The sequence below is a fragment of the Pseudomonas sp. R2-37-08W genome, from assembly GCF_003851705.1.
Lineage (GTDB): Bacteria > Pseudomonadota > Gammaproteobacteria > Pseudomonadales > Pseudomonadaceae > Aquipseudomonas.
Window position 1 is genome coordinate 1,762,389 of sequence record NZ_CP027728.1, and the last position, 20,907, is coordinate 1,783,295.

The following is a 20,907-nucleotide window of genomic DNA, read 5'->3' on the forward strand; positions in this document are numbered from 1 at the left end:
CACATTGGATCTATGATCGGCGCGAGACTTGTGGTGTTAGTTGCCGCCCTTCATGCGCCGCGCAACCAGGTAGATGCCCAATCCGATCAGGGCCGTCACCGCACCGATGTAGCCAGTACTGGTCCAGCCAAACCCCGCCGTAATCGCCATCCCACCAAACCACGGCCCCAGTGCGTTCGCCAGGTTGAACGCGGCGTGGTTGGACGCCGCCGCCAAACTTGGGGCTTCGTGGGCGATGTCCATCAGGCGGATTTGTAACGGCGCCGCCAAGGCGATCATGGTGCCGACGAGGCCGATGCCCAGCAGTACGCTCCACAGCGAACTGGCGGCGAAGGTGAAGAAGATCAGTACGGCCATCGACCACACCAGAATCCAGCCCACCGCGCGAAATTGCATGCGATCGAACAGCTTGCCGCCGGCAATGTTACCGATGATGCCGCCCATGCCAAACGCGGCGAGGCCGAAGGGGATCCATTGCGGCGAAACCTTGGTCACTTCCAGCATGGTTGGCGCCAGGTAGCTGAATACGCAGAACATCCCGGCAAACCCGATCGCGCCGATGGACAGCGCCATCCACACTTGGGGTTTGGTGAAGGCGCGCAGTTCCTTGCGCGGGTCACTGCGTTCTTCATCGTGACGGTGTGGCACAAATTGCCAGACGAGGGCGATGGTGCACAGGGCGATCACGCTGACCAGGGCGAACGCCGAGCGCCAGCCCAGGTGTTGGCCGAGGAAGGTGGCGATGGGGTTGCCGAGCAGCATGGCCAGGGTCAGGCCCATCATCACTCGGGCCACGGCGCCGGCGCGTTTGTCGCTGGGCACCATGCTGGAGGCGACCACGGCGGCGATGCCGAAGTAGGCGCCGTGGGGCAGGCCGCTGATAAAGCGGAAGGCCACCAGCGAGCCGAAGGTGGGGGTGAAGGCGGTGGCGAGGTTGCCGAGGGCATAGAGGCCCATCAGCAATAACAGCATGTGTTTGCGCAGCAGCTTGGCGCCTAGGATCGCCAGCAGCGGGGCGCCGACCATCACGCCCAGGGCGTAGGCGCTGATGGCGTGGCCGACCTGCGGCTCGCTCAAGCCCAGGTTCTGGGCGATGTCGGGCATCAGGCCCATGATGGCGAATTCGCCGGTGCCGATTGCGAAAGCGCCCACGGCCATGGCCGCTTCCATTTTGGCGGCACTGCGCGCGGGCAGGACGTGCCCGGGTGTTGGGTGGGTAGACATGAATGGCTCTGTTTGGATGAGGTGTACGAAAGACAATCGCCGATGCTACGCATGGGACGGTGAGGGTGTCTAGAACAGCCAGGCGCATGAGAGTTCCGGGCCTGTGACCCCAGGTCGCGGCTGGCCGCCTTGACACCTTCGCGAGAAAACCCGCGATTTAAAGGTGTCAATTGGCCAAACGGCGCATAAACGCGGTTTGGCGTGATATTCTGCGCGCCGTCTTGGTCTAGTCTTTCCTTGGTGCGTACACCCGTATACGTCCCAGCGGTTGGCTGTCGCCCAGGTAGCTGAAGCCAATAATGATAAGAAGTCAGCGCAGAAGGGACATAACAGTGAGGTCGATCCATCGGCCTTGTGTGCCCACCCTGCAGTCCTCATGTGAATGTGTAGGCCCCGCGGTACGTTGCCTGGCGTAGCGTGATCGAGGGTCACCCATGATCAGGGGCGGTAGGGCGGATGGCGTTTTATCATAGGTGCTACTGATGTTTAAGAAAGTAAACACTGCCCTGCTGGGGCTGGCTTTGTCGATGGGGATCACGTCCGTTCACGCGGAAGAGGCAAAGAAAGTCGATGTGCTGCTGATCGGCGGCGGCATCATGAGTGCAACCCTGGGTGTCTGGCTCAACGAGCTGGAACCGGGCTGGTCGATGGAAATGGTCGAGCGCCTCGATGGCGTGGCCGAAGAAAGCTCCAACGGCTGGAACAACGCCGGTACCGGTCACTCGGCCCTGGCTGAGCTGAACTACACCCCGGAAGACAAGAACGGCAATGTTGAGATCCCGAAAGCGGTCGAGATCAACGAAGCGTTCCAGATTTCCCGTCAGTTCTGGTCCTGGCAGGTCCAGCAGGGCGTGTTGAAGAACCCGCGTTCGTTCATCAACTCCACTCCGCACATGAGCTTCGTGTGGGGCGATGACAACATCAAGTTCCTGAAAAAACGCTACGAAGCGCTGAAGGCGAGCCCGCTGTTCGCCGGCATGCAGTACTCCGAAGACCCGGCCCAGATCGCCAAGTGGGTTCCGCTGATGATGGAAGGGCGTGACCCGAACCAGAAAATCGCGGCCACCTGGACCCCGATCGGCACCGACGTGAACTTCGGCGAGATCACCCGCCAGTTCGTTGCCCACCTGCAGACCACCCCTAAGTTCGACCTGAAACTGTCGAGCGAAGTGCAGGACATCACCCGTAACGAAGACGGTTCGTGGCGTGTGAGCTACAAAAACCTCAAAGATGGCACCAAGACTGAAACCGACGCCAAGTTCGTGTTCATCGGTGCCGGCGGCGGTGCCCTGCACCTGCTGCAAAAATCCGGTATTCCGGAAGCCAAGGAATACGCCGGCTTCCCGGTGGGCGGTTCGTTCCTGGTCACCGATAACCCGACCATCGCCGAGCAACACCTGGCCAAGGCCTACGGCAAGGCATCGGTGGGTTCGCCGCCGATGTCGGTTCCGCACCTGGACACCCGCGTGCTGGATGGTAAGCGCGTGATCCTGTTTGGCCCATTCGCGACCTTCTCCACCAAGTTCCTGAAAGAAGGCTCGTACCTGGACCTGCTGACCAGCACCACCACCCACAACATCTGGCCAATGACCAAAGTCGGTATTCGTGAATACCCGCTGGTCGAGTACCTCGCCGGCCAACTGATGCTGTCGGATGACGACCGCTTCAAGGCGCTGCAAGAGTACTTCCCGAACGCCAAGCAATCCGACTGGCGCCTGTGGCAAGCCGGCCAGCGTGTGCAGATCATCAAGCGTGACGAAGAGCAGGGCGGCGTCCTGAAACTCGGCACCGAAGTGGTCAGCTCCGCCGACAACTCCATTGCCGGCCTGTTGGGTGCATCGCCAGGCGCGTCTACCGCGGCTCCGATCATGCTGACCGTGCTGCAAAAGGTGTTCAAGGACAAGGTTGCAAGCCCGGCCTGGCAGGAAAAACTGCACCAGATCGTGCCAAGCTACGGCACCAAACTGAACGACAGCCCTGAAGCGGTTGCCAAGGAATGGGCCTACACCGCCGGTGTGCTGCAACTGACCCCACCGCCAGCGATTCCGCAACTGACGGCTCCACAGGCCACCGAGGCTGCCAAGCCTGCGGCTGAGCCAGGCAAGCCGGCGTCTGATCTGGCGCTGTAAGCAACGCTCAAGTAAAAGCCCGCTGAACCGGTGACGGTCAGCGGGCTTTTTTGTGCGCGGCGTTCAGACCCTGAAGTGCCTGACTTGCTCGTACAGATGCAGGGCCAGCGCGTTAGCGGTGTCGCACAGCAGATACAGATGCTGTGCGGGGAGGGCCGGCAGTTGCGTGATTTGCCTCAGCCCTTCTCCCATGCGGCTCTCCTCCATCAGGCCCACGGCCACGCCGCTGCGCACGCAAGCTTCTACCGCTGATGAGTTGGGGCTTTCCAGCAGTACGCGATGGTAAATCCCGTGATCTTTCAGCGCCTGTAACGCCGCCGCGCGGTACGGGCAACCAGCGATAGGCACGGTGATCGGCAGCGGCGCGTTGGGTGGGTAACTGAACTGCTCGGCGGCGACCCACAGCGGTTGCACAGGCCCCAGGCGCTCACCCTGTGCCAGTGGGTGTGCACTGACGGTGATGACCAGGTCCAACTGGTTTGCCGTGAACAGATTCAACAGTTCGCCACTGGTGCGCGCTTCGATTTCCAGTTCCAGCAGTGGGTTGTCGGCGATCAGTCCTGGCAGGAATTTGTGCATGAAGGCGGGTGCGTAGGTGTCGGGCACGCCCAGGCGGATCTTGCCCTGCATGCGCTGGGGCATCAGCGAGATCAGCAGGCGGTCGTGGCTTTTGAGGAATTCGGTCGTTTCGCCCAACAGTTTCCTGCCGTACAGCGTCAGATCCACGCCCTGGTTACTGCGGCTGAACAAGCGTTGGCCTACTTGGTCTTCCAGCTTCTGAATCTGCGTCGTCACGGTGGACGCGCTGCGGTGCACATGCTCGGCTGCTTCGTTGAAGCGGCCAAAGCGTGCGACGGCGTGAAAGGTGCGCAACAGATCGATATTCAGTTGTTTGGCCATGGTTCTACTAATGCGGATTGGCAATGCAGGTTATTCAAATATACAGAAGAGTCCTCCTTCCCTAGCCTTGAAGTCAACTACACAGGCTGGAGGCTGCATGAAGCGATCAACCCTGGGATTGCTGCTCTTGCAAGGGGCGTTTGTTCTGTCATGGAGTTCGGGCTATATCGGCGCGAAGTTGGGCACACAAGGCAGCGGGGCGTTCAACCTGCTGTTCTGGCGATTTTTGTTGGTATCGCTGTGTCTGGGAGCGTTCTTGAACGTCAGGTTGCTGAAGGTGACCTGGGCGCAGATTCGCCATTACGCCATCATCGGCTGCCTGTCGCAGTTTCTGTACCTGAGTTGCCTCTATGTGGCGATCCAGAACGGTTTGCCGCCGGGCATTGCGGCGATCATCGCGGCGCTGCAGCCGTTGATGACAGCCGCATTGTCGACGGGCAGCGCAACTGAGCGCAGCGGCGGCTGGCAATGGGTGGGGCTCATGGTCAGCTTTGTCGGCGTAGCGATCGTGATCGCCGGGCAGTACAGCAACAGTGGCAAAGAAGTTGGCCTGGCCATGTATGGGCTGCCAATGGTCTCGGCGCTGGGGCTGACGCTGGCGACCTTGTACGAGCGCCGTTCGCAGCAGAGCACGCAGGCCGGCTTGCTCATGCCGCTGTTTATCCAATCGCTGCTGACGTTGATCGGCTTCACCGGCGCGGTGCTTTATACCGATACCTTGAGCATTCCCCATGACGTCGACGTACTGGTTTCGATTGTGTGGCTGACGGTGTTTTCCACCTTTGCCGCCTACTTGAGCCTCTGGCGGCTGCTGCGCGTGATGACGGCTACTCGGGTTGCGGCGTTGGTCTATCTGGAGCCTCCAGTCACCCTGGTATGGGCGGCGCTGATGTTCGGCGACGAAATCCATGTTTCGACCTATGCCGGCATTGCCGTCGTGATTGCCGGGTTACTGTTGTTGCGCCTGAAGCGACCGACCGTCGCCTGTACGACCTGAGACCTTGAGGGTTCAGCAATCTGACAGACATCTCCTGTTAAAAAATAACTCAAGCCCAGGCAGGAGCCCGGCTGGAACACAGGGGATTTCTTTCTGATGCAAGTACAGGGCGTTAACGCCCGAGGGTTTTGTATGTTGCTACGTTATGCAGCAATGGCGGCGGTAGTCGTCGCGGCATCCGGGTGTGTGCAAGAGCGCGTCGTGCATGAGCGCCGGCCGGTACAACGTGAGTATGTGGAAGTCGTGGCGCCGCAACCGCCGCCGGTGCAGGTGATCGAAGTCGAGCCGGCGGTGCGCGAAGGTTATATCTGGTCACGCGGTTACTGGCGCTGGGAAGGCGGGCGCTATGTAGCGGTGCACGGCCATTGGGAGCCGGTACGCGTGGGCTATCGCTATGTGCATCCGCATTGGGTGCAGCGCAACGATGGTTATCATTGGCAGGGCGGTGGTTGGGTTCGCTGACCGAGCGGCCCCTCCCAAAAGATGGCCTAGCCGATCCGTTTCATGCCCGCTGCCTTGACCGCATTCAGGTCGAAGGTGGCGGTGTACTCGCAGCCGGCCGCGTGGGCGCAGCGTTCGATCAGGCAGTCGGCGAAGTCTGCTTTGTTCGCAACGAACTTGCGCAGTGCCTGCCAGACGACATCGGCGTGCTCGACAGTGAGCTCGCGCGTATGCAACAGGGTTTCCAGCACCATCACCACATCGCTTTTGGCCGATTGGTAGCAGGCCTGCAGCACCCATACCAATTCCACAAGGGTCACCAGGCTGACAAAGCCCGGTGACGCGGCGCTCAATGATTCAATCAGTCGCGACGCCTTGGCGGATTGAACGGGCTCATCCTGGGTGACATAGCGCACCAGCACGTTGGTATCCAGGCCGATCATCGCGCGTTTGCTCCCTGTGCCGCGATGGCCCGGTTCATGTCCTCGATGGACACGGCAGTGGCAGGCTTGCGAATCAGCCCCTTGAGGTCGGTGACGGTTTTACTCGCGGCGATCATGGAAAACTTGCCGTCTTCCATTTCGACGAACTCCACCCGGTCGCCTGTTTCCAGGCCGAGGGCCGTCCTGACCTGGACAGGGATGGTGATTTGCCCTTTTGAAGTAAGTGTGGCGGTTGCCATAGTGAAGACCTCCATCGTGATGCTCCTTACCTTAGGGTAAGGAGTGATCGAGGACAATATCCGTTGGTCCATAGGGTGCTCGCAGAAGTGGGTGAGTCGGTACTAAAACCCTAGTCCGAACTCTCGATCCCCACACCTGTGATCACGCGCCAAACCGATACAAACTATGACGGCTCGCCGCTGGCTCACTGCACCACGCGGTAACACGGCACATACGCTGCTCCGCCCGGCAATTTCATCCGGTGCTGGGCGACGAAGGCCTTTAGCAGTTCATCCAGCGGTTTCATGATCGCCGGGTCGCCGTGGATTTCGTACGGGCCCTTTTCTTCGATCAAACGAATGCCTTTGTCCTTCACGTTACCCGCCACGATCCCCGAGAACGCGCGACGCAGGTTGGCCGCCAGTTCATGGGGCGGCAGCGCGTGGGTCAGTTGCAGGCTGGCCATGTTTTCGTGGGTCGGGTCGAAGGGGCGCTGGAAGCCTTCGTCGATCTTCAACAGCCAGTTGAAGTGGAATGCGTCGTTGCGCTCGCGACGGAACTGTTTGACCGCCTTGAGCCCTGCGGTCATCTGGCGCGCGACTTCGGCCGGGTCGTCGATGATGATCTGGTAATGCTTCTGCGCCGCTTCGCCGAGGGTCGCGCCGACGAACGCATGCAGTTGTTCCAGATAAGGCGCCGCATGTTTGGGCCCGGTCAGCACGACCGGGAACGGCAGGTCGCGGTTGTCCGGGTGCATCAGGATGCCCAGCAGGTAGAGAAATTCCTCGGCCGTACCGGCGCCGCCAGGGAAGATGATGATGCCGTGGCCGACGCGCACGAAGGCTTCGAGGCGTTTCTCGATGTCCGGCAGGATGACCAACTCGTTGACGATCGGGTTGGGCGCTTCGGCGGCGATGATGCCTGGCTCGGTCAGGCCCAGGTAGCGGCCGCCGGTGATGCGCTGTTTGGCGTGGGAAATAGTCGCGCCTTTCATCGGACCTTTCATCACGCCGGGGCCGCAGCCGGTGCACACGTCGAGGCTGCGCAGGCCCAGTTCGTGGCCGACCTTCTTGGTGTATTTGTATTCTTCGGTGTTGATGGAGTGGCCGCCCCAGCACACGACGATCTTGGGTTCGACACCCGCGCGCAGCGTACGGGCGTTGCGCAGCAGGTGGAACACGTAGTCGGTGATGCCCTGGGAGTTGCTCAGGTCGATGCGCTGGCTGTCCAGCTCGTTCTCGGTGTAGACGATGTCACGCAGGGCGCTGAACAGCATTTCGCGGGTGCTGGCGATCATTTCGCCATCGACGAAGGCATCGGCCGGGGCGTTGAGCAGTTCCAGGCGCACGCCGCGATCCTGCTGGTGGATACGCACTTCGAAATCTTTGTAGGCGTCGAGGATGGTCTTGGCGTTGTCGATATGCGCGCCGGTGTTGAGGATCGCCAGGGCGCACTGGCGGAACAGGGCGTAGATGCTGCCGCTGCCGGCTTCACTCAGTTGCTGGACTTCACGTTGGGACAGGGTTTCGAGGCTGCCCTTGGGGCTGACGGAGGCATTGATCACTTGACGTTGGGGCATTCTGGTTCCTTGAAAGCACAGCCATCGCGTCTACAAAAGGCGCAATGGCTTGAGAATGAGGCGCGCCGTATACGGTCGCACGAGACGGTTATTTACCTCACGCACAAGGCCGAGTGCAAATACCGTCCAGCACCATCATGCCGCAGAACTTACTGGATCAGCTTCCAGTTTTTGTAGAAAACCCGACGCAGGGTGAACACCAGGCCGGCAAACCCCGAGATCACGGCGTTCAACACGGAGGGCACCGGGGTCGGTCGCACAATATCGATGAACAGGCAGTAACGTTTCGCATCGTTCTTGTTAAAGGACGCATGCATCAGCGTGTCATCGAAGATGAACAGCGGGTCGTCGTGCCAGTAGTGCTTGTGCTTGCCCACCTGGATATACACACCCTCGTGATGCGGCGCCGGCGCCATGTTGTAGAGCACGCGGAACATCATGCGCAACGGGCCGAAATGGAAGGACGTCGAGCGGTTCTCGTTGAACACCGAAACGCCGATGGTCTTCACGAATGGCAGTTTCTTGCGCAGTTGCGGGATGTCCAAGGCGGTTTCGATCGGACGACCGTACCACTGGAAAAACAACATGCCGCGTTTCTTCTCGGCCATGCGTGCGTCCAAGTAACCGATGATTTCTTCCTTGCGGGCCATGGCGTCGTCGATGACCTGTTGCAGGTCTTCGCGCCAGGCGGGCGGCAGGTCGTCCAGGGTGTAGACATGACGGTTGCGGCGGCTCAGCAGGTCGAACAGGGTGTTGAACGGCGCCAGGATCCAGGTGTTACGGCCGTTGCCGATGAAATATTTCTTGATGGTAGCGCGGTCATACAGGCCATTACGCAGGAAGTCATACAGACCGCAAACCACCACCAGCAGTAAAAACGCCAGGCTGGTACGCGGAAAATAGGCGATAAACAGTAAAACGCCGAGCACCCAGGCAAGGGATATCAGCTTTTTACCCACGGCATTTTTGCTCATGAAACGCGGCTCCAGGCCTGAAACATAATGAAACAATTTCGTCATGATAGAGCTTTATGGCGCGCGCAGGCGTTTTAAATAGTTCGAAAATTGTGAAGTCGCTGCACAATTTGTTACTGGCCCCAGAGGCAAGCGGGTTTGGGTGGATTGAATTTTGAGAACGGAAGATTTGCGACTATCGTGACGCTTCGGTTTTTCGGACGTCATAGACCGGTACGATTGAAGTTGAATGGCCACCACTGGCCTTCGGCACCTTGGAAGAGGCAGTATTTTTATGATCATCAAACCGCGCGTTCGTGGCTTTATCTGTGTGACCGCTCACCCTGTTGGCTGTGAAGCGAACGTCAAAGAGCAGATCGACTACGTGATTCAGCACGGCGCCATCGAAGGCGGCCCAAAGAAGGTGCTGGTCCTCGGCGCTTCCACTGGTTACGGCCTGGCCGCGCGCATCAGTGCCGCGTTTGGCTGCGGTGCCGACACCCTGGGCGTGTTTTTTGAAAAAGAAGGCGAAGAAGGCAAGTTGAGCTCCGCTGGCTGGTACAACAGCGCGGCGTTCGAGAAGTTTGCCGTGGAAAAAGGCCTGTACGCCAAGAGCATCAACGGCGACGCGTTTTCCGATGAGATCAAGCGCCTGACCATCGACACCATCAAGAAAGACCTGGGCAAGATCGACCTGGTGGTCTACAGCCTGGCCGCGCCACGCCGTACCGACCCGCAAGGCGTGGTGCACACCTCCACCCTCAAGCCGATCGGCAAGGCCGTGACCCTGCGCGGTATCAACACCGACAAGGGCGTCGTGGTCGACACCACCCTGGAGCCTGCCACCCAGGAAGAAATCGACGGCACCGTCAAAGTGATGGGCGGTGAAGACTGGCAGCTGTGGATCGACGCCCTGCGTGACGCCGATGTACTCGCCGAAGGCGCCAAGACCACCGCGTTCACCTACCTCGGTGAGAAGCTGACCCAGGACATCTACTGGAACGGTTCCATCGGCGAAGCCAAGAAAGACCTCGACAAGAAAGTCCTGACCCTGCGCGACAACCTCGCTGCGCTCAAGGGCGATGCCCGCGTGTCGGTACTCAAGGCCGTGGTCACCCAGGCCAGCTCGGCGATCCCGATCATGCCGCTGTACCTGTCGCTGCTGTTCAAGGTGATGAAAGAGCAGGGCACCCACGAAGGCTGCATCGAGCAGGTCTACGGCCTGTTCAAGGACAGCCTGTACGGCAAAGAGCCCAAGCTTGATGCTGACGGCCGCCTGCGCGCCGATCTGGCTGAGCTGGAGCCGAAGGTCCAGGACGCCGTAGCCGCGCTGTGGAACCAGGTGACTGATGACAACGTTAACGAAATCAGCGATTTCGCCGGTTACAAGGCTGAGTTCCTGCGTTTGTTCGGTTTTGAAGTCGACGGCGTGGACTACGACGCTGACGTGAACCCGACCGTCAAGATCAACGGTCTGGTCCAGGCATAAGCGCTATCACTGTGGCGGCTTGATAATCGACTTATCAAGCCGCTTTTTGCTGCTCAGCTGTCAGGCTTGCCTGGAACCAGACAGGCGCTGTTTTGCCAGGGTGAAGTCTGACCGCCTCACATTCACCACCTCTTTCTCCCATAGCGGATTGAGCGGCACGTGATAACCGCTGTCCTTGGCGGTCTTTATCAGCTCAGCCATTTCCCTGCTGTCATGGATGATACTGATCTCATCGAATCTACCTAGTTTTGCCGGCAGGAAGAAAGTCGCCGGGTAGTTTGCTGCCACGTCCGTCGCAGGGCTGCCTGAGTCTGCATTGTGATGGACCACCCGCTCCGCGTCGCCGACCAGCTTTCGATTGATGATTCCGATCATTTCCTCTATTCGCGGCGTGATATTGCCGAGATCGGGGTTTTCCTTGCGGTAGAAATGAGCGGCATTTTCAAAGTCCGCCGATAATTCCCGTGGAACTTGCTGGTAGTGGCTAACCCGACCCCTGAAGACACTGTGGGCGATATCGGGTACCGGCAGCTTATCCTGGGCGCCAAAGTCACTTAGGTGAGGCGCGATCAAGTGCAGGTCATAGTCGGCGGTCAAGGCCTTGCCCTCTAGCTGCTTGGCCAGCACGTGCAGCGCCTTGCCGTTGTGCGTGATCAGATAGTTGTCGTCGCCAGGCGAGGCGGGATGGGCTTGGAACTCATAATGCTGCTGACTTGGCCCGCGAGCGCTCAATTGCAGCGTGCCATCACCTCCGCGAGCTGCCCGCCCAGTGATTTGGCCAAGCTTTACCAGCTCGTCAATGCGATGACGCGAGAGTTTCAAGGGGATCGGGACTGCATGGCCTTGCTCGATGCAGTCCAGGATCTGCGCGTTGGCGTTAGCCACCTTTTCCGGTGACTTGTGCGCGAACTGTTCGAGCTTGCTAAATGCCTGGTCCGTACAGATCAAGCCGGATTGTGGCCCCCAATTGGCACTTTTGCCTTTGATATGAAAGTCCTTGGTGGGGTGCCCAGCTTCTATCAGCCCTGTGGCCACGGATTCGACCGGGCGTATGCCGATGATAGAGTTGGTGGCTGCCGCTATCCGCTGCAAGGGGGCGAGGTGGCTCGACACTATTCCGGTTTGCGCTTTTACCTGGTCGATCAGTGCATGCGGGGCATCGACCTCCGGCGTAGTGCTGGCCTGCACAAGCGCCTGGTTGCGATGCAGTACTTCCAGACTGAGCGCGGAAGGTGATGTTACGGCGGTAATCATGGCAATCATTGGAATACCTCTACGTCACGTTTTTTTGCGACCGCATTGATGATTCCTTTCAGTCATGGATTTCCCTGAGAGCGAAGCTCACCTTAAACGATGCTTTCGGCGATGTGAGTGGGCGTTTCACTTTTCAGAACGGTCCTACCGTGGCTTACCTTTTGCTGTTTGCTTCGGCATGCAAGACTGCGTCATCCATGTGCGCAAACAGGAGGACCCATGACGATTCGTGCAGTCGTGTTTGATTTCGGCGGTGTGTTGTTTGACTGGAACCCGCAACATCTGTACCGCAAGCTCATTGCCGACGAGCAGGAGCGGCAATGGTTTCTCGACAATATCTGCACCCAGGCCTGGAACACCGAACAGGATGCCGGTCGCACCCTCGCCGAAGCCACCCGCCACTTGATTGAGCAACACCCCGAACATCAGAGCCTGATCCAGGCTTATTACGAGCGCTGGCACGAGATGTTGCGTGGTGAGTTGCCCGAAGGTGTCGCAATTCTCACTGCGTTGCATCAAGCGAATATGCCGCTGTTCGGGCTGACCAACTGGTCGGCGGAAACCTTTCCCTATGCCCGCGAGCACTATCCGTTCCTGCAGTTTTTCCGCGATATCGTCGTCTCGGGCCAGTTGAAACTGATCAAGCCTGACCCTGCGATCTACCATGCCAGCCTCGCTCAGGTGCGCGTTCATTTGCCGGATGTCCAGCCTGGCGAAGTGGTGTTTATCGATGACGTCGCGGGCAATGTCGAAGCGGCTGTGGCCCTTGGCTGGCAGGGTATTCACCATGTGTCGGCCGAGCGTACTGCCGCCCATTTGCGCAAGCTGGGGGTGGGCTTCTAGCGCGCCCACTTCTCCATGGCAAAGTCGACGAAGGCGCGCAGCTTGGGCAAGCGGTAACGGTCTTGGCGATACAGCAGATGCATGGGGCGGCTGGACAGTTGATAGCTGGTCAGCAAGGCCACCAACTTGCCGCTCTCCAGGTCCTGCTGCACCAGGGCATCGGCCAGCATGCTGATGCCCATCCCATTGACGGCCGCCTGGCGCAAGCCCTGCGAGCTGTTGATGGTCAATGAGCCGGAGACCGGAACCTCTACCTCGCCGTCCTCGTCGGTCATGCGCCACAGCTTGTCGGTGTCGCGCCAGTTGTCGTTCGCCGGATAGGCGAACGCCAGGCAGTTGTGGTGCCGCAAGTCATCGGGCGTCGACGGCGTGCCGCGTCGCGCCAGGTAATCAGGCGACGCGCAGAGGGTCAGGGTGTAATCCTGCAGTGGCCGGGCGATCAGGCTGGAGGTTCCCAAGTCGCCGAGACGGATTGCCACGTCGAAGCCGCTGTCGACCAAGTCCATCCGCTCATTGCTCAGCACCACGTACAGGTCGATCTGCGGGTAGCGCTGGGAAAATTCGCTCAAGGCCGGCACCAGGCGTTCGCTGCCGAATACCGGTGGCACGGTAATACGCAGGCAGCCTTTGGGCGTTTCGCTGTGGATCTGCTCTGCCAGTAGCTCGGAGTCGGCCACCAGTCCCAACACCTCCAGGCAGCGCTGGTAATACTGTCCACCAAACTCGGTGAGGCTTTGTTTGCGCGTGGTGCGCTTGAGCAGGCTGACCCCCAGGCGCTGCTCCAGCGCGCGCAGGTGATTGCCGACCATGGTGGTCGACATTCCGCATTCCTGTGAGGCGGCAGTCATGCTGCCGGTCTCCACGACTTTCACGTACACCGACATTGCCTGGAACACATCCATTATCAAGCCCTGGTTCAAAGTCATTGCAGGAATGCGCAGTTTATCCAGCACGGGTGGCTAACGATACTGCATCCATCCTCACGATGCACTGGAGCTTGCCACCATGACCGCCGCCTGCCTGATGACCACGTATCAACCTTTGGCCCTGAGCTTCACCCGTGGCCTGGGTACGCGCCTGTGGGACCAGCAGGGCCGTGAATACCTCGACGCGGTGGCCGGTGTGGCGGTGACGAATGTGGGCCACTCCCACCCAAGACTGGTGTCGGCGATCCGCGAGCAAGCGGGCCTGCTGCTGCACACCTCCAACCTCTACAGCATCGATTGGCAGCAGCAGTTGGCCCGGCGCCTGGCTCAGCTATCCGGCCTGGACTGCGCGTTCTTCAACAACTCCGGCGCCGAAGCCAACGAGACGGCGCTGAAACTGGCACGCTTGTATGGCTGGAAAAAAGGCATTGAAGAGCCGTTGGTGGTGGTGATGGAGAACGCCTTTCACGGGCGTACCCTCGGCACCATGGCGGCCAGTGACGGGCCCTCGGTGCGCCTGGGTTTCCAGCGTTTGCCGGGGGATTTTCTCAAAGTCGGGTTTGGCGATCTGGCGGCCCTCGAGGCCATTACTGAACAATTCGGCACGCGCATAGCGGCCGTGCTGCTCGAACCGATCCAGGGCGAAAGTGGCGTGTTGCCCGCGCCCCCCGGCTACCTGAAAGCCCTGCGCGATCACTGCACACGCCACGGCTGGCTGATGATGCTGGATGAAATCCAGACCGGCATTGGCCGCACCGGCGCTTGGTTCGCCTTCCAGCACGAAGGCATTACCCCGGACGTGATGACCCTGGCCAAAGGCCTCGGCAATGGCGTACCCATCGGCGCTTGCCTGGCCCGGGCCGCCGTCGGCCAGTTGTTTACCCCCGGCAGTCACGGCAGCACCTTTGGCGGCAACCCGTTAGCCTGCCGGGTGGGCTGCACGGTGCTGGACATCATTGAAGAGCAAGGCTTGCTGCAGAACGCTGCGCAACAAGGTGCACGACTGCTGGCGCGGTTGCGGGTGGAATTGAGCGAGCATCCGCAGGTAGTGGTGATTCGGGGGCAGGGCCTGATGATCGGCATCGAACTGGCTCGCCCATACCGCGAGCTGGCCCAGCGTGCGGCGCAGGAGCATGGGCTGCTGATCAACGTGACGCGCGGCAAGATCATCCGCCTGCTGCCTCCGCTGACGCTGGATGCCAAGGAAGTCGAGATGATCGTAAGGGCGATCACCCGCCTACTTGAGTAAAACCCGATCAAAATGTGGGAGGGGGCTTGCCCCCGATGGCGGTGGTTCAGTCAGTCCATCTGTCATTGATACACCGCTATCGGGGGCAAGCCCTAATGCCAGTCAGTTAAGGCTTTTTGTAGGAGCGAGCTTGCTCGCGAAAAACGTCAACGATAACGCGTGCTTTCTGAATGAACGCGGTGCCTGTGAGTTTTTCGCGAGCAAGCTCGCTCCTACAGACGGCGGTGTACGCTTAACTGACTGGCATTAGGGCAAGCCCCCTCCCACAGGGGATCTGCGTCACCTTTAAAGGTCATTGCCGTTCAGCCATTCAGCCATTCAGCCATTCAGCCATTCCTGGTTCATGGTTTCGGTATCCCCCAGGTATTCCAACAACCACGTCATGGCCGGCGACAGTTTGTTCTGCGCCCACGCCACGCACGACGGGCTGGCGGGGAAGGGCCGGTGCAGTTGCAGCGCCACCAGCTCACCGCGCTCGATCCACGGTAGCACCTGATGCGCCGGGGCCATGCCGACGCACAAGCCATCGCGCAGGCAATCGAGCGCCGAGGACCAGTTGGGCACCACCAGGCGCCGCTGGTTATCCAGGGTCCAGGTATCGCGCTTGGGCAGGTTGCGTGAGGTGTCGGTCATGCACAGGGAGGCGTATGGGCGCAGTTGATCGTCACTGAGCAGGCCTTCTATCGCCGCCAAGGGATGCCTGGCGCTGACCACGCACAGCCAGTTCAACAGGCCCATGTCGCGGAATGTGAAGTGGCTGGCCACCGGCACCGCGCTGGTGGCACCGATCACAATGTCAGTACGCTCATCCGCCAGGGCATCCCACACGCCGTTGTACACCTCGTACTCCAGCAGCAATTCCACTTCGGGAAACTGCCGATAAAAATCCAGCACCAGTTGCCGACAGCGCTGCGGCTTGACGATGGAATCCACTGCCACCTTCAGTTGCCCGCTCCAGCCATTGGCCACCTGCTGGCACAAGCGCCGTGTGCCGAGCATTTTTTTCATCACGCCGCGGGCTTCGTCTATAAACAGCCGGCCGGCGGGCGTCAGCTCCACGTCACGGTGGCGCCGTATGAACAGCGGCACCGCCAGCCATTCCTCGAGTTGACGCACCGTATAGCTGATGGCCGACGGTACGCGATGCAGTTCCTGAGCGGCGGCGCTGAAGCTGCCGTGGCGTGCGACGGCATCGACCACATCCAGAGAGTATTCGGACCACATGGCGGCTGCCTTCAAAATTATTGATAAGAGTGTCCAATTATTATCGCTTCACAGGAAAACTGTCAGCTTCATAATGGGCGCCAGTCAGCAAATAGTTTGATGGCAGGATCTACAAGGCTTCAATGAAAAATTCTTTTGGTTTCACTTGGTATCTGGCGGGGCTGAGCATGCTCGGTTATCTCGCCATGGACATGTATTTGCCGGCGTTTGGCGCCATGGGCGCGCAACTGCAGATTGGCGCCGGGGCCGTGGGCGCCAGCTTGAGTATTTTCCTCGCCGGGTTTGCGCTAGGGCAGTTGCTGTGGGGGCCGTTGTCCGACCGGCTCGGGCGCAAGCCGGTGCTGCTTACGGGACTGAGCCTGTTTGTGCTGGGGTGCCTGGGCATGTTCTGGGTGCAGACCGCGCCGCAGCTGTGGGCGCTGCGTTTTATCCAGGCGATCGGTGTGTGTTCCGCCGCCGTGAGCTGGCAGGCGCTGGTGATTGATCGCTACCCGGCCGATAAGGCGCACCGCGTGTTCGCCAGCATCATGCCGCTGATGTCGCTATCGCCGGCTCTGGCGCCGCTGTTGGGCGCGATGGTGTTGAATCACTTTGGCTGGCAGGCGATTTTCGGCGTATTGCTGGGCGTGTCGCTGCTCTTGCTGCTGCCGACCGTGTTCCTGCGCAGCGCGCCGAAGCGCCAGACGGACGTACCGGTGCGCCTGGGCTATGCACAGCTGCTCACTTCACGGGTATTTACCGGCAACGTCATGATATTTGCCGCCTGCTCCGCCAGTTTCTTTGCCTGGTTGACCGCTTCGCCATTTATCCTCGGCGGCATGGGTTACAGCCCGAATGACATCGGCCTCAGCTACGTGTTGCCGACCCTGGCGTTTCTGGTCGGCGGCTACAGTTGCCGCAGCGCCTTGCAACGTTTGCCGGGCAAGACCCTGCTGCCGTGGCTGCTCGCGTTCTATTGCCTGAGCATGGTGGCGTTGTATCTGGTTGTAACCCTGACCGTGCCGACCCTTACTACCTTGCTGATTCCGTTCTGCCTGATGGCGCTGTGCAACGGTGCAAGCTACCCGATCGTGGTAGCGAATGCGCTGATGCCCTTTGCGGAAAATTCCGGCAAGGCGGCGGCACTGCAAAATACCCTGCAGTTGGGCTTGTGCTTTCTCGCCAGCCTGTTGGTGTCCTCCATGATCGAGCAGCCGTTATTGATTACGGTGATTGTGATGCTGGCGACCGCGCCGCTGGCTGTGCTGGGTTATTGGTTGGCGCGACCGAAGGGTAATGCTTCCGAACTGGCCAGCGCCTGAGCTGACAATGCGGTAAAAATGTGGGAGGGGGCTTGCCCCCGATAGCGGTGTATCAGTGCCAGCTAGGCTAGCTGACCCACTGCTATCGGGAGCAAGCCCCCTCCCACATTTGTATTGTGTTTCTTCAGTTAGAACGTCACTTCCATATTCACTGTCGGCGTTGAGGTGCGGCTACCTCGGCCACCGTCCACGCCGAACTTGTTATGCCAGTACTCGTAGCCCACGCCCAGGTACAGGTTCGGCTTGACGCTCTTGCCCGGCCGCACCGCCACCATCAGCGCGGTGCGCATCAGGGCTTCCGGCGCAGTATCGCGGCCATGATAATCCTCGCCTTTCTCCCCCACATAATTGATGAAGCCCTGGAATTTCGCCGCGTGGTTGGCGATCTCGAACGGGCGCATCCATGTCAGGTTGAGCATGTAAGTGTCGTCAAAGGTGTGGTTCGATTCCTGCGCGCCGGGAATGCCTGTGTGGTTCTTTTCCTTGTAGTACATCAGGCTCAGGTCCAGCACACCGACGGTATTGAATTTCAAGGTGGGGCCGATGACCAGGGCGCGTTTTTTGGCGGAAGCGAGGTTGTTGTTGCGGTTTGCATCAAAACCCAGCGTCAGCGCGTAATCCTTGACCAGCCCGCTACCCAGCGGCGTGTCGAATACCCGTGAGGCATACAGTTGGTGCCGGTACACCGCGTAGACCTCGCTGCCACCGTGGTCGGTGCCCTTGCGCGGGTCCTTGCTGTCGGAAAGGAATACATCGAGATTCAGAAAATTGCTGCCGTACTGGTAGCCGCTGGCGTGGGTGAAGCTGTAGATGCGCTTGCTGAAGTCGTCAGGGTTGTTCGGGTTGGTGAAGTGCTGGCCGTAGCGAAACCCCAGGCTGTTGTTCATCCATTCCACTGCGACAGCCTCGCCACCGCCGAGGAGGGTCAATGCGACGGTTGCGCCCTGCAATGCCTTTTTCATTCTGTTGGCTCCTTTGGCGTTCTGGCTCATGACGGCCGGATTGTTTTTGTAACGCCGCGGCAGGGTATCTTGTCTGAATGATTGTATACAACTCTATGGACATACAGTCTGAACATTGCATACAGTGAGCGCACAACAAAAACAGAGACCCCTCACCATGACTATCCCGAAGGCGTCACCGCAGCGGCCCGAAGATGAAAATCTAGGCGTCGCCGCCAACATGGCTTACGGCCTGCAGCATGTGCTCACAATGTACGGCGGCATCGTTGCTGTACCGTTGATCGTCGGCCAGGCGGCCGGGTTGTCACCTGCGGATATTGGCCTGTTGATCGCCGCGTCACTGTTCGCCGGTGGCCTGGCCACGCTGTTGCAAACCCTTGGCCTGCCGTTCTTCGGTTGTCAGCTGCCGCTGGTGCAGGGCGTGTCGTTCGCGGGTGTGGCGACGATGGTGGCGATCGTCGGCAGCGACGGGGCAGGGGGCGTGCCGGCGATTCTCGGCGCGGTGATGGCCGCGTCGTTCATTGGTTTGTTGATCACTCCGGTGTTCTCACGCATCACCCAGTTTTTCCCGCCGCTGGTGACCGGTATCGTGATTACCACCATCGGCCTGACCCTGATGCCCGTGGCGGCGCGCTGGGCCATGGGCGGCAACAGCCGCGCGGCGGATTTCGGCAGCATGTCGAATATCGGCCTGGCTGCACTGACGTTGGTGCTGGTGTTGCTGTTGAGCAAAATCGGCAGCGCAGCCATCTCGCGCTTGTCGATTTTGCTCGCGATGGTGATCGGCACGCTGATCGCGGTGTTTTTGGGTATGGCCGACTTCTCCGCCGTCACCCAGGGGCCCATGTTCGGTTTCCCCACGCCCTTCCATTTCGGCATGCCGACCTTTCATGTGGCGGCGATTATTTCCATGTGCATCGTGGTGATGGTCACGCTGGTGGAAACCTCGGCGGACATCCTGGCGGTGGGCGAGATCATCGACACTAAAGTCGACTCCAAACGCCTCGGCAATGGCCTGCGCGCCGACATGCTGTCGAGCATGTTCGCGCCGATCTTCGGCTCCTTCACGCAAAGCGCATTCGCCCAGAACGTCGGCCTGGTGGCGGTCACCGGGGTGAAGAGTCGGTTCGTGGTGGCAACGGGCGGGGTGTTCCTGGTGGTGCTGGGCCTGCTGCCGTTCATGGGCCGGGTGATTGCCGCCGTGCCCACATCGGTGCTTGGCGGCGCCGGCATTGTGCTGTTCGGCACGGTGGCGGCCAGCGGTATTCGCACGCTGTCCAAGGTGGATTATCGCAACAACATGAACCTGATCATCGTGGCCACCAGTATCGGTTTCGGCATGATCCCCATCGCTGCCCCCAGTTTCTATGACCAGTTTCCCAGCTGGTTCGCGACCATTTTCCATTCGGGCATCAGCTCATCGGCGATCATGGCGATCTTGCTGAACCTGACGTTCAACCATTTCACCGCCGGTAACTCGGACCAGCAATCGGTATTCGTGGCGGGGACTGAGCGCAGTTTGTGCTTTCGCGACGTGGCGGCGCTGCGCGATGGGGATTACTACCGGGGTGGGAAGTTGTTCGATGCCGAGGGTAAGGAGATTCCGCTGGTGGCGGATACTTTGAGAAAAGCATCAAAGCCTGAGCCCACCGAGGTCTAAATGTGGGAGGGGGCTTGCCCCCGATGGCGATGTGTCAGCCAATATCTCCATTGGCTGACACACTGCTATCGGGGGCAAGCCCCCTCCCACATTTGGAATCTAGCCAGCCTTGAGCGCCGTGTGCTGCATTGAGCACACCTCATCCAGAAACTTCACCACTGTCCCCATGCACGCCTGGCGTTCTTCCACGTGGGGCATGTGGCTGGAGTCTTCGAACAGCGCCCAGCGCACGTCCGGGATTTCATCCAGGAACGGCTTGACCACCAACGGCGTGGCTTCGTCATGGCGACCGGAAATCACCAGGGTCGGTACCTTGATGGCCGACAGTCGGCCAATCACATTCCAATCCTTCAAGCTGCCAATCACATGGAACTCAGTCGGGCCGCTCATGGCGTGGTACACCGTCGGGTCGGCATCGACCTGGGCGAAGGTGCGCGCCACCTCTTCCGGCCATGGGTTGACGCGGCACACGTGCTGGTCGTAGAAAATCCGCGAAGCCGCTTGGTATTCCGGGTCCTGATAGTTACCGGCGGCCTCATGCTTGAGCAGGGTTTCATGCACACCTTCGGGCAACAATTTGCGCAGCCGATTGGCCTCGCTGACCCAGGTGCGCATGCATGTCGGTGAGTTGGCCGGGATAAAGGCACGCAAGCCCTTGGGTTGCAAAATGGCATGTTCGCTGCCGAGCATGCCGCCCCAGGATTGCCCGAGGATCGCGTAGTTGTCGCTGATTTGCAGGTGGTCGAGCAGGTTGTTCAACTCGTCGAGGAACAAACCGATGGTCCAGAACGAAGAAGGCTTGTCAGGTAAATGCGTCGAGCGGCCGTTGCCCAACTGGTCGTAGTGAATCACCGCATGGCCGCTGGCGGCGACATCCTTGAATGCGTCGACGTAATCGTGGGTGCAGCCGGGGCCGCCATGGATGATCACCAGCGGTGTGCGGCCTGTCGCCAGCTCACCGGTGATGCGATACCACGTCTGATAGGCGCCGAAGGGGGCGTAGCCTTCGCGGACTTTCTCGATGAATTCCATTTCGTACCCTGCTCTGAAAAAAGGATCAGGGCTACGATAGTCTGCACGCAACGTTTAGGTAACTAGCAAAACAGCTAGGTTT

General features: G+C 59.8%; 19 protein-coding genes. 8 read left to right on the forward strand and 11 right to left on the reverse strand.

The annotated features are described in order from the left end of the window. Positions 1-36: 36 nt before the first annotated feature. Positions 37-1,224, reverse strand: coding sequence for an MFS transporter (locus C4J93_RS08180; RefSeq protein ID WP_124429043.1), 1,188 nt, complete (start codon positions 1,222-1,224; stop codon positions 37-39). A gap of 482 nt (positions 1,225-1,706) precedes the next feature. Between C4J93_RS08180 and mqo the strand changes: the two genes are divergently transcribed. Next, positions 1,707-3,353 (forward strand): malate dehydrogenase (quinone), encoded by a 1,647-nt coding sequence (gene mqo, locus C4J93_RS08185; protein WP_124409328.1) that lies wholly within the window; start codon positions 1,707-1,709, stop codon positions 3,351-3,353. Positions 3,354-3,416: 63 nt separating this feature from the next. Here mqo and C4J93_RS08190 read toward each other — a convergent pair whose 3' ends face one another. Beyond that, positions 3,417-4,253 (reverse strand): LysR family transcriptional regulator, encoded by an 837-nt coding sequence (locus C4J93_RS08190; protein WP_124403444.1) that lies wholly within the window; start codon positions 4,251-4,253, stop codon positions 3,417-3,419. A 97-nt stretch (positions 4,254-4,350) separates the two neighbouring features. Here C4J93_RS08190 and C4J93_RS08195 point away from each other — a divergent pair, with 97 nt between their 5' ends. Next, a complete protein-coding gene (locus tag C4J93_RS08195) occupies positions 4,351-5,250 on the forward strand; it encodes a DMT family transporter (RefSeq protein WP_124429044.1) in 900 nt (299 codons plus the stop codon). Positions 5,251-5,382: 132 nt separating this feature from the next. Then, complete coding sequence (locus tag C4J93_RS08200) at positions 5,383-5,712, forward strand: YXWGXW repeat-containing protein (protein ID WP_124361829.1); 330 nt, start codon at positions 5,383-5,385, stop codon at positions 5,710-5,712. Positions 5,713-5,738: 26 nt separating this feature from the next. Here the strand turns inward: C4J93_RS08200 and C4J93_RS08205 are convergent, their stop codons facing one another. The 4 genes from C4J93_RS08205 to C4J93_RS08220 form a co-directional block, all read right to left on the reverse strand. Then, positions 5,739-6,134, reverse strand: a complete 396-nt coding sequence (locus C4J93_RS08205) for a PIN domain-containing protein (RefSeq protein ID WP_124361830.1) — start codon at positions 6,132-6,134, stop codon at positions 5,739-5,741. Then, on the reverse strand, positions 6,131-6,388 hold the full coding sequence (locus tag C4J93_RS08210) for an AbrB/MazE/SpoVT family DNA-binding domain-containing protein (protein WP_124361831.1): 258 nt from the start codon (positions 6,386-6,388) through the stop codon (positions 6,131-6,133). The genes C4J93_RS08205 and C4J93_RS08210 overlap by 4 nt, the downstream gene beginning before the upstream one ends. 170 nt (positions 6,389-6,558) lie before the next feature. After that, the gene (gene ppnN / locus C4J93_RS08215; protein WP_124361832.1) at positions 6,559-7,932 is read right to left on the reverse strand and encodes a nucleotide 5'-monophosphate nucleosidase PpnN; all 1,374 of its coding nucleotides are present in this window, start codon (positions 7,930-7,932) and stop codon (positions 6,559-6,561) included. A gap of 149 nt (positions 7,933-8,081) precedes the next feature. Then, a complete protein-coding gene (locus tag C4J93_RS08220; protein ID WP_124429045.1) occupies positions 8,082-8,906 on the reverse strand; it encodes an aspartyl/asparaginyl beta-hydroxylase domain-containing protein in 825 nt (274 codons plus the stop codon). A 274-nt stretch (positions 8,907-9,180) separates the two neighbouring features. Between C4J93_RS08220 and fabV the strand changes: the two genes are divergently transcribed. After that, positions 9,181-10,374, forward strand: coding sequence for an enoyl-ACP reductase FabV (gene fabV, locus C4J93_RS08225; RefSeq protein WP_124361834.1), 1,194 nt, complete (start codon positions 9,181-9,183; stop codon positions 10,372-10,374). Between the two features lie 60 nt (positions 10,375-10,434). On the opposite strand, the gene C4J93_RS08230 is transcribed toward fabV, so the two are convergent. After that, positions 10,435-11,637: an anthrax toxin-like adenylyl cyclase domain-containing protein gene (locus C4J93_RS08230; protein ID WP_124429046.1), complete on the reverse strand. Its 1,203-nt coding sequence runs from the start codon at positions 11,635-11,637 to the stop codon at positions 10,435-10,437. Between the two features lie 210 nt (positions 11,638-11,847). Between C4J93_RS08230 and C4J93_RS08235 the strand changes: the two genes are divergently transcribed. After that, positions 11,848-12,471: an HAD family phosphatase gene (locus tag C4J93_RS08235; protein WP_124429047.1), complete on the forward strand. Its 624-nt coding sequence runs from the start codon at positions 11,848-11,850 to the stop codon at positions 12,469-12,471. Here C4J93_RS08235 and C4J93_RS08240 read toward each other — a convergent pair. After that, a complete protein-coding gene (locus C4J93_RS08240; protein ID WP_124430856.1) occupies positions 12,468-13,373 on the reverse strand; it encodes a LysR family transcriptional regulator in 906 nt (301 codons plus the stop codon). The two genes, C4J93_RS08235 and C4J93_RS08240, sit on opposite strands and share 4 nt — an antisense overlap. A gap of 103 nt (positions 13,374-13,476) precedes the next feature. Between C4J93_RS08240 and C4J93_RS08245 the strand changes: the two genes are divergently transcribed. Further along, a complete protein-coding gene (locus C4J93_RS08245) occupies positions 13,477-14,646 on the forward strand; it encodes an aspartate aminotransferase family protein (protein WP_124429048.1) in 1,170 nt (389 codons plus the stop codon). Positions 14,647-14,964: 318 nt separating this feature from the next. Here C4J93_RS08245 and punR read toward each other — a convergent pair whose 3' ends face one another. After that, positions 14,965-15,870, reverse strand: coding sequence for a DNA-binding transcriptional activator PunR (gene punR / locus C4J93_RS08250; protein ID WP_124429049.1), 906 nt, complete (start codon positions 15,868-15,870; stop codon positions 14,965-14,967). 122 nt (positions 15,871-15,992) lie between these two features. Between punR and punC the strand changes: the two genes are divergently transcribed. After that, positions 15,993-17,171: a purine nucleoside transporter PunC gene (gene punC / locus C4J93_RS08255; RefSeq protein ID WP_124429050.1), complete on the forward strand. Its 1,179-nt coding sequence runs from the start codon at positions 15,993-15,995 to the stop codon at positions 17,169-17,171. A 128-nt stretch (positions 17,172-17,299) separates the two neighbouring features. Here the strand turns inward: punC and C4J93_RS08260 are convergent, their stop codons facing one another. Then, the gene (locus C4J93_RS08260) at positions 17,300-18,133 is read right to left on the reverse strand and encodes a nucleoside-binding protein (RefSeq protein WP_124429051.1); all 834 of its coding nucleotides are present in this window, start codon (positions 18,131-18,133) and stop codon (positions 17,300-17,302) included. Between the two features lie 157 nt (positions 18,134-18,290). Between C4J93_RS08260 and C4J93_RS08265 the strand changes: the two genes are divergently transcribed. Next, complete coding sequence (locus C4J93_RS08265) at positions 18,291-19,793, forward strand: nucleobase:cation symporter-2 family protein (protein ID WP_124429052.1); 1,503 nt, start codon at positions 18,291-18,293, stop codon at positions 19,791-19,793. A 99-nt stretch (positions 19,794-19,892) separates the two neighbouring features. On the opposite strand, the gene C4J93_RS08270 is transcribed toward C4J93_RS08265, so the two are convergent. Continuing rightward, on the reverse strand, positions 19,893-20,825 hold the full coding sequence (locus C4J93_RS08270; protein WP_124366314.1) for a proline iminopeptidase-family hydrolase: 933 nt from the start codon (positions 20,823-20,825) through the stop codon (positions 19,893-19,895). Positions 20,826-20,907: the final 82 nt, after the last annotated feature.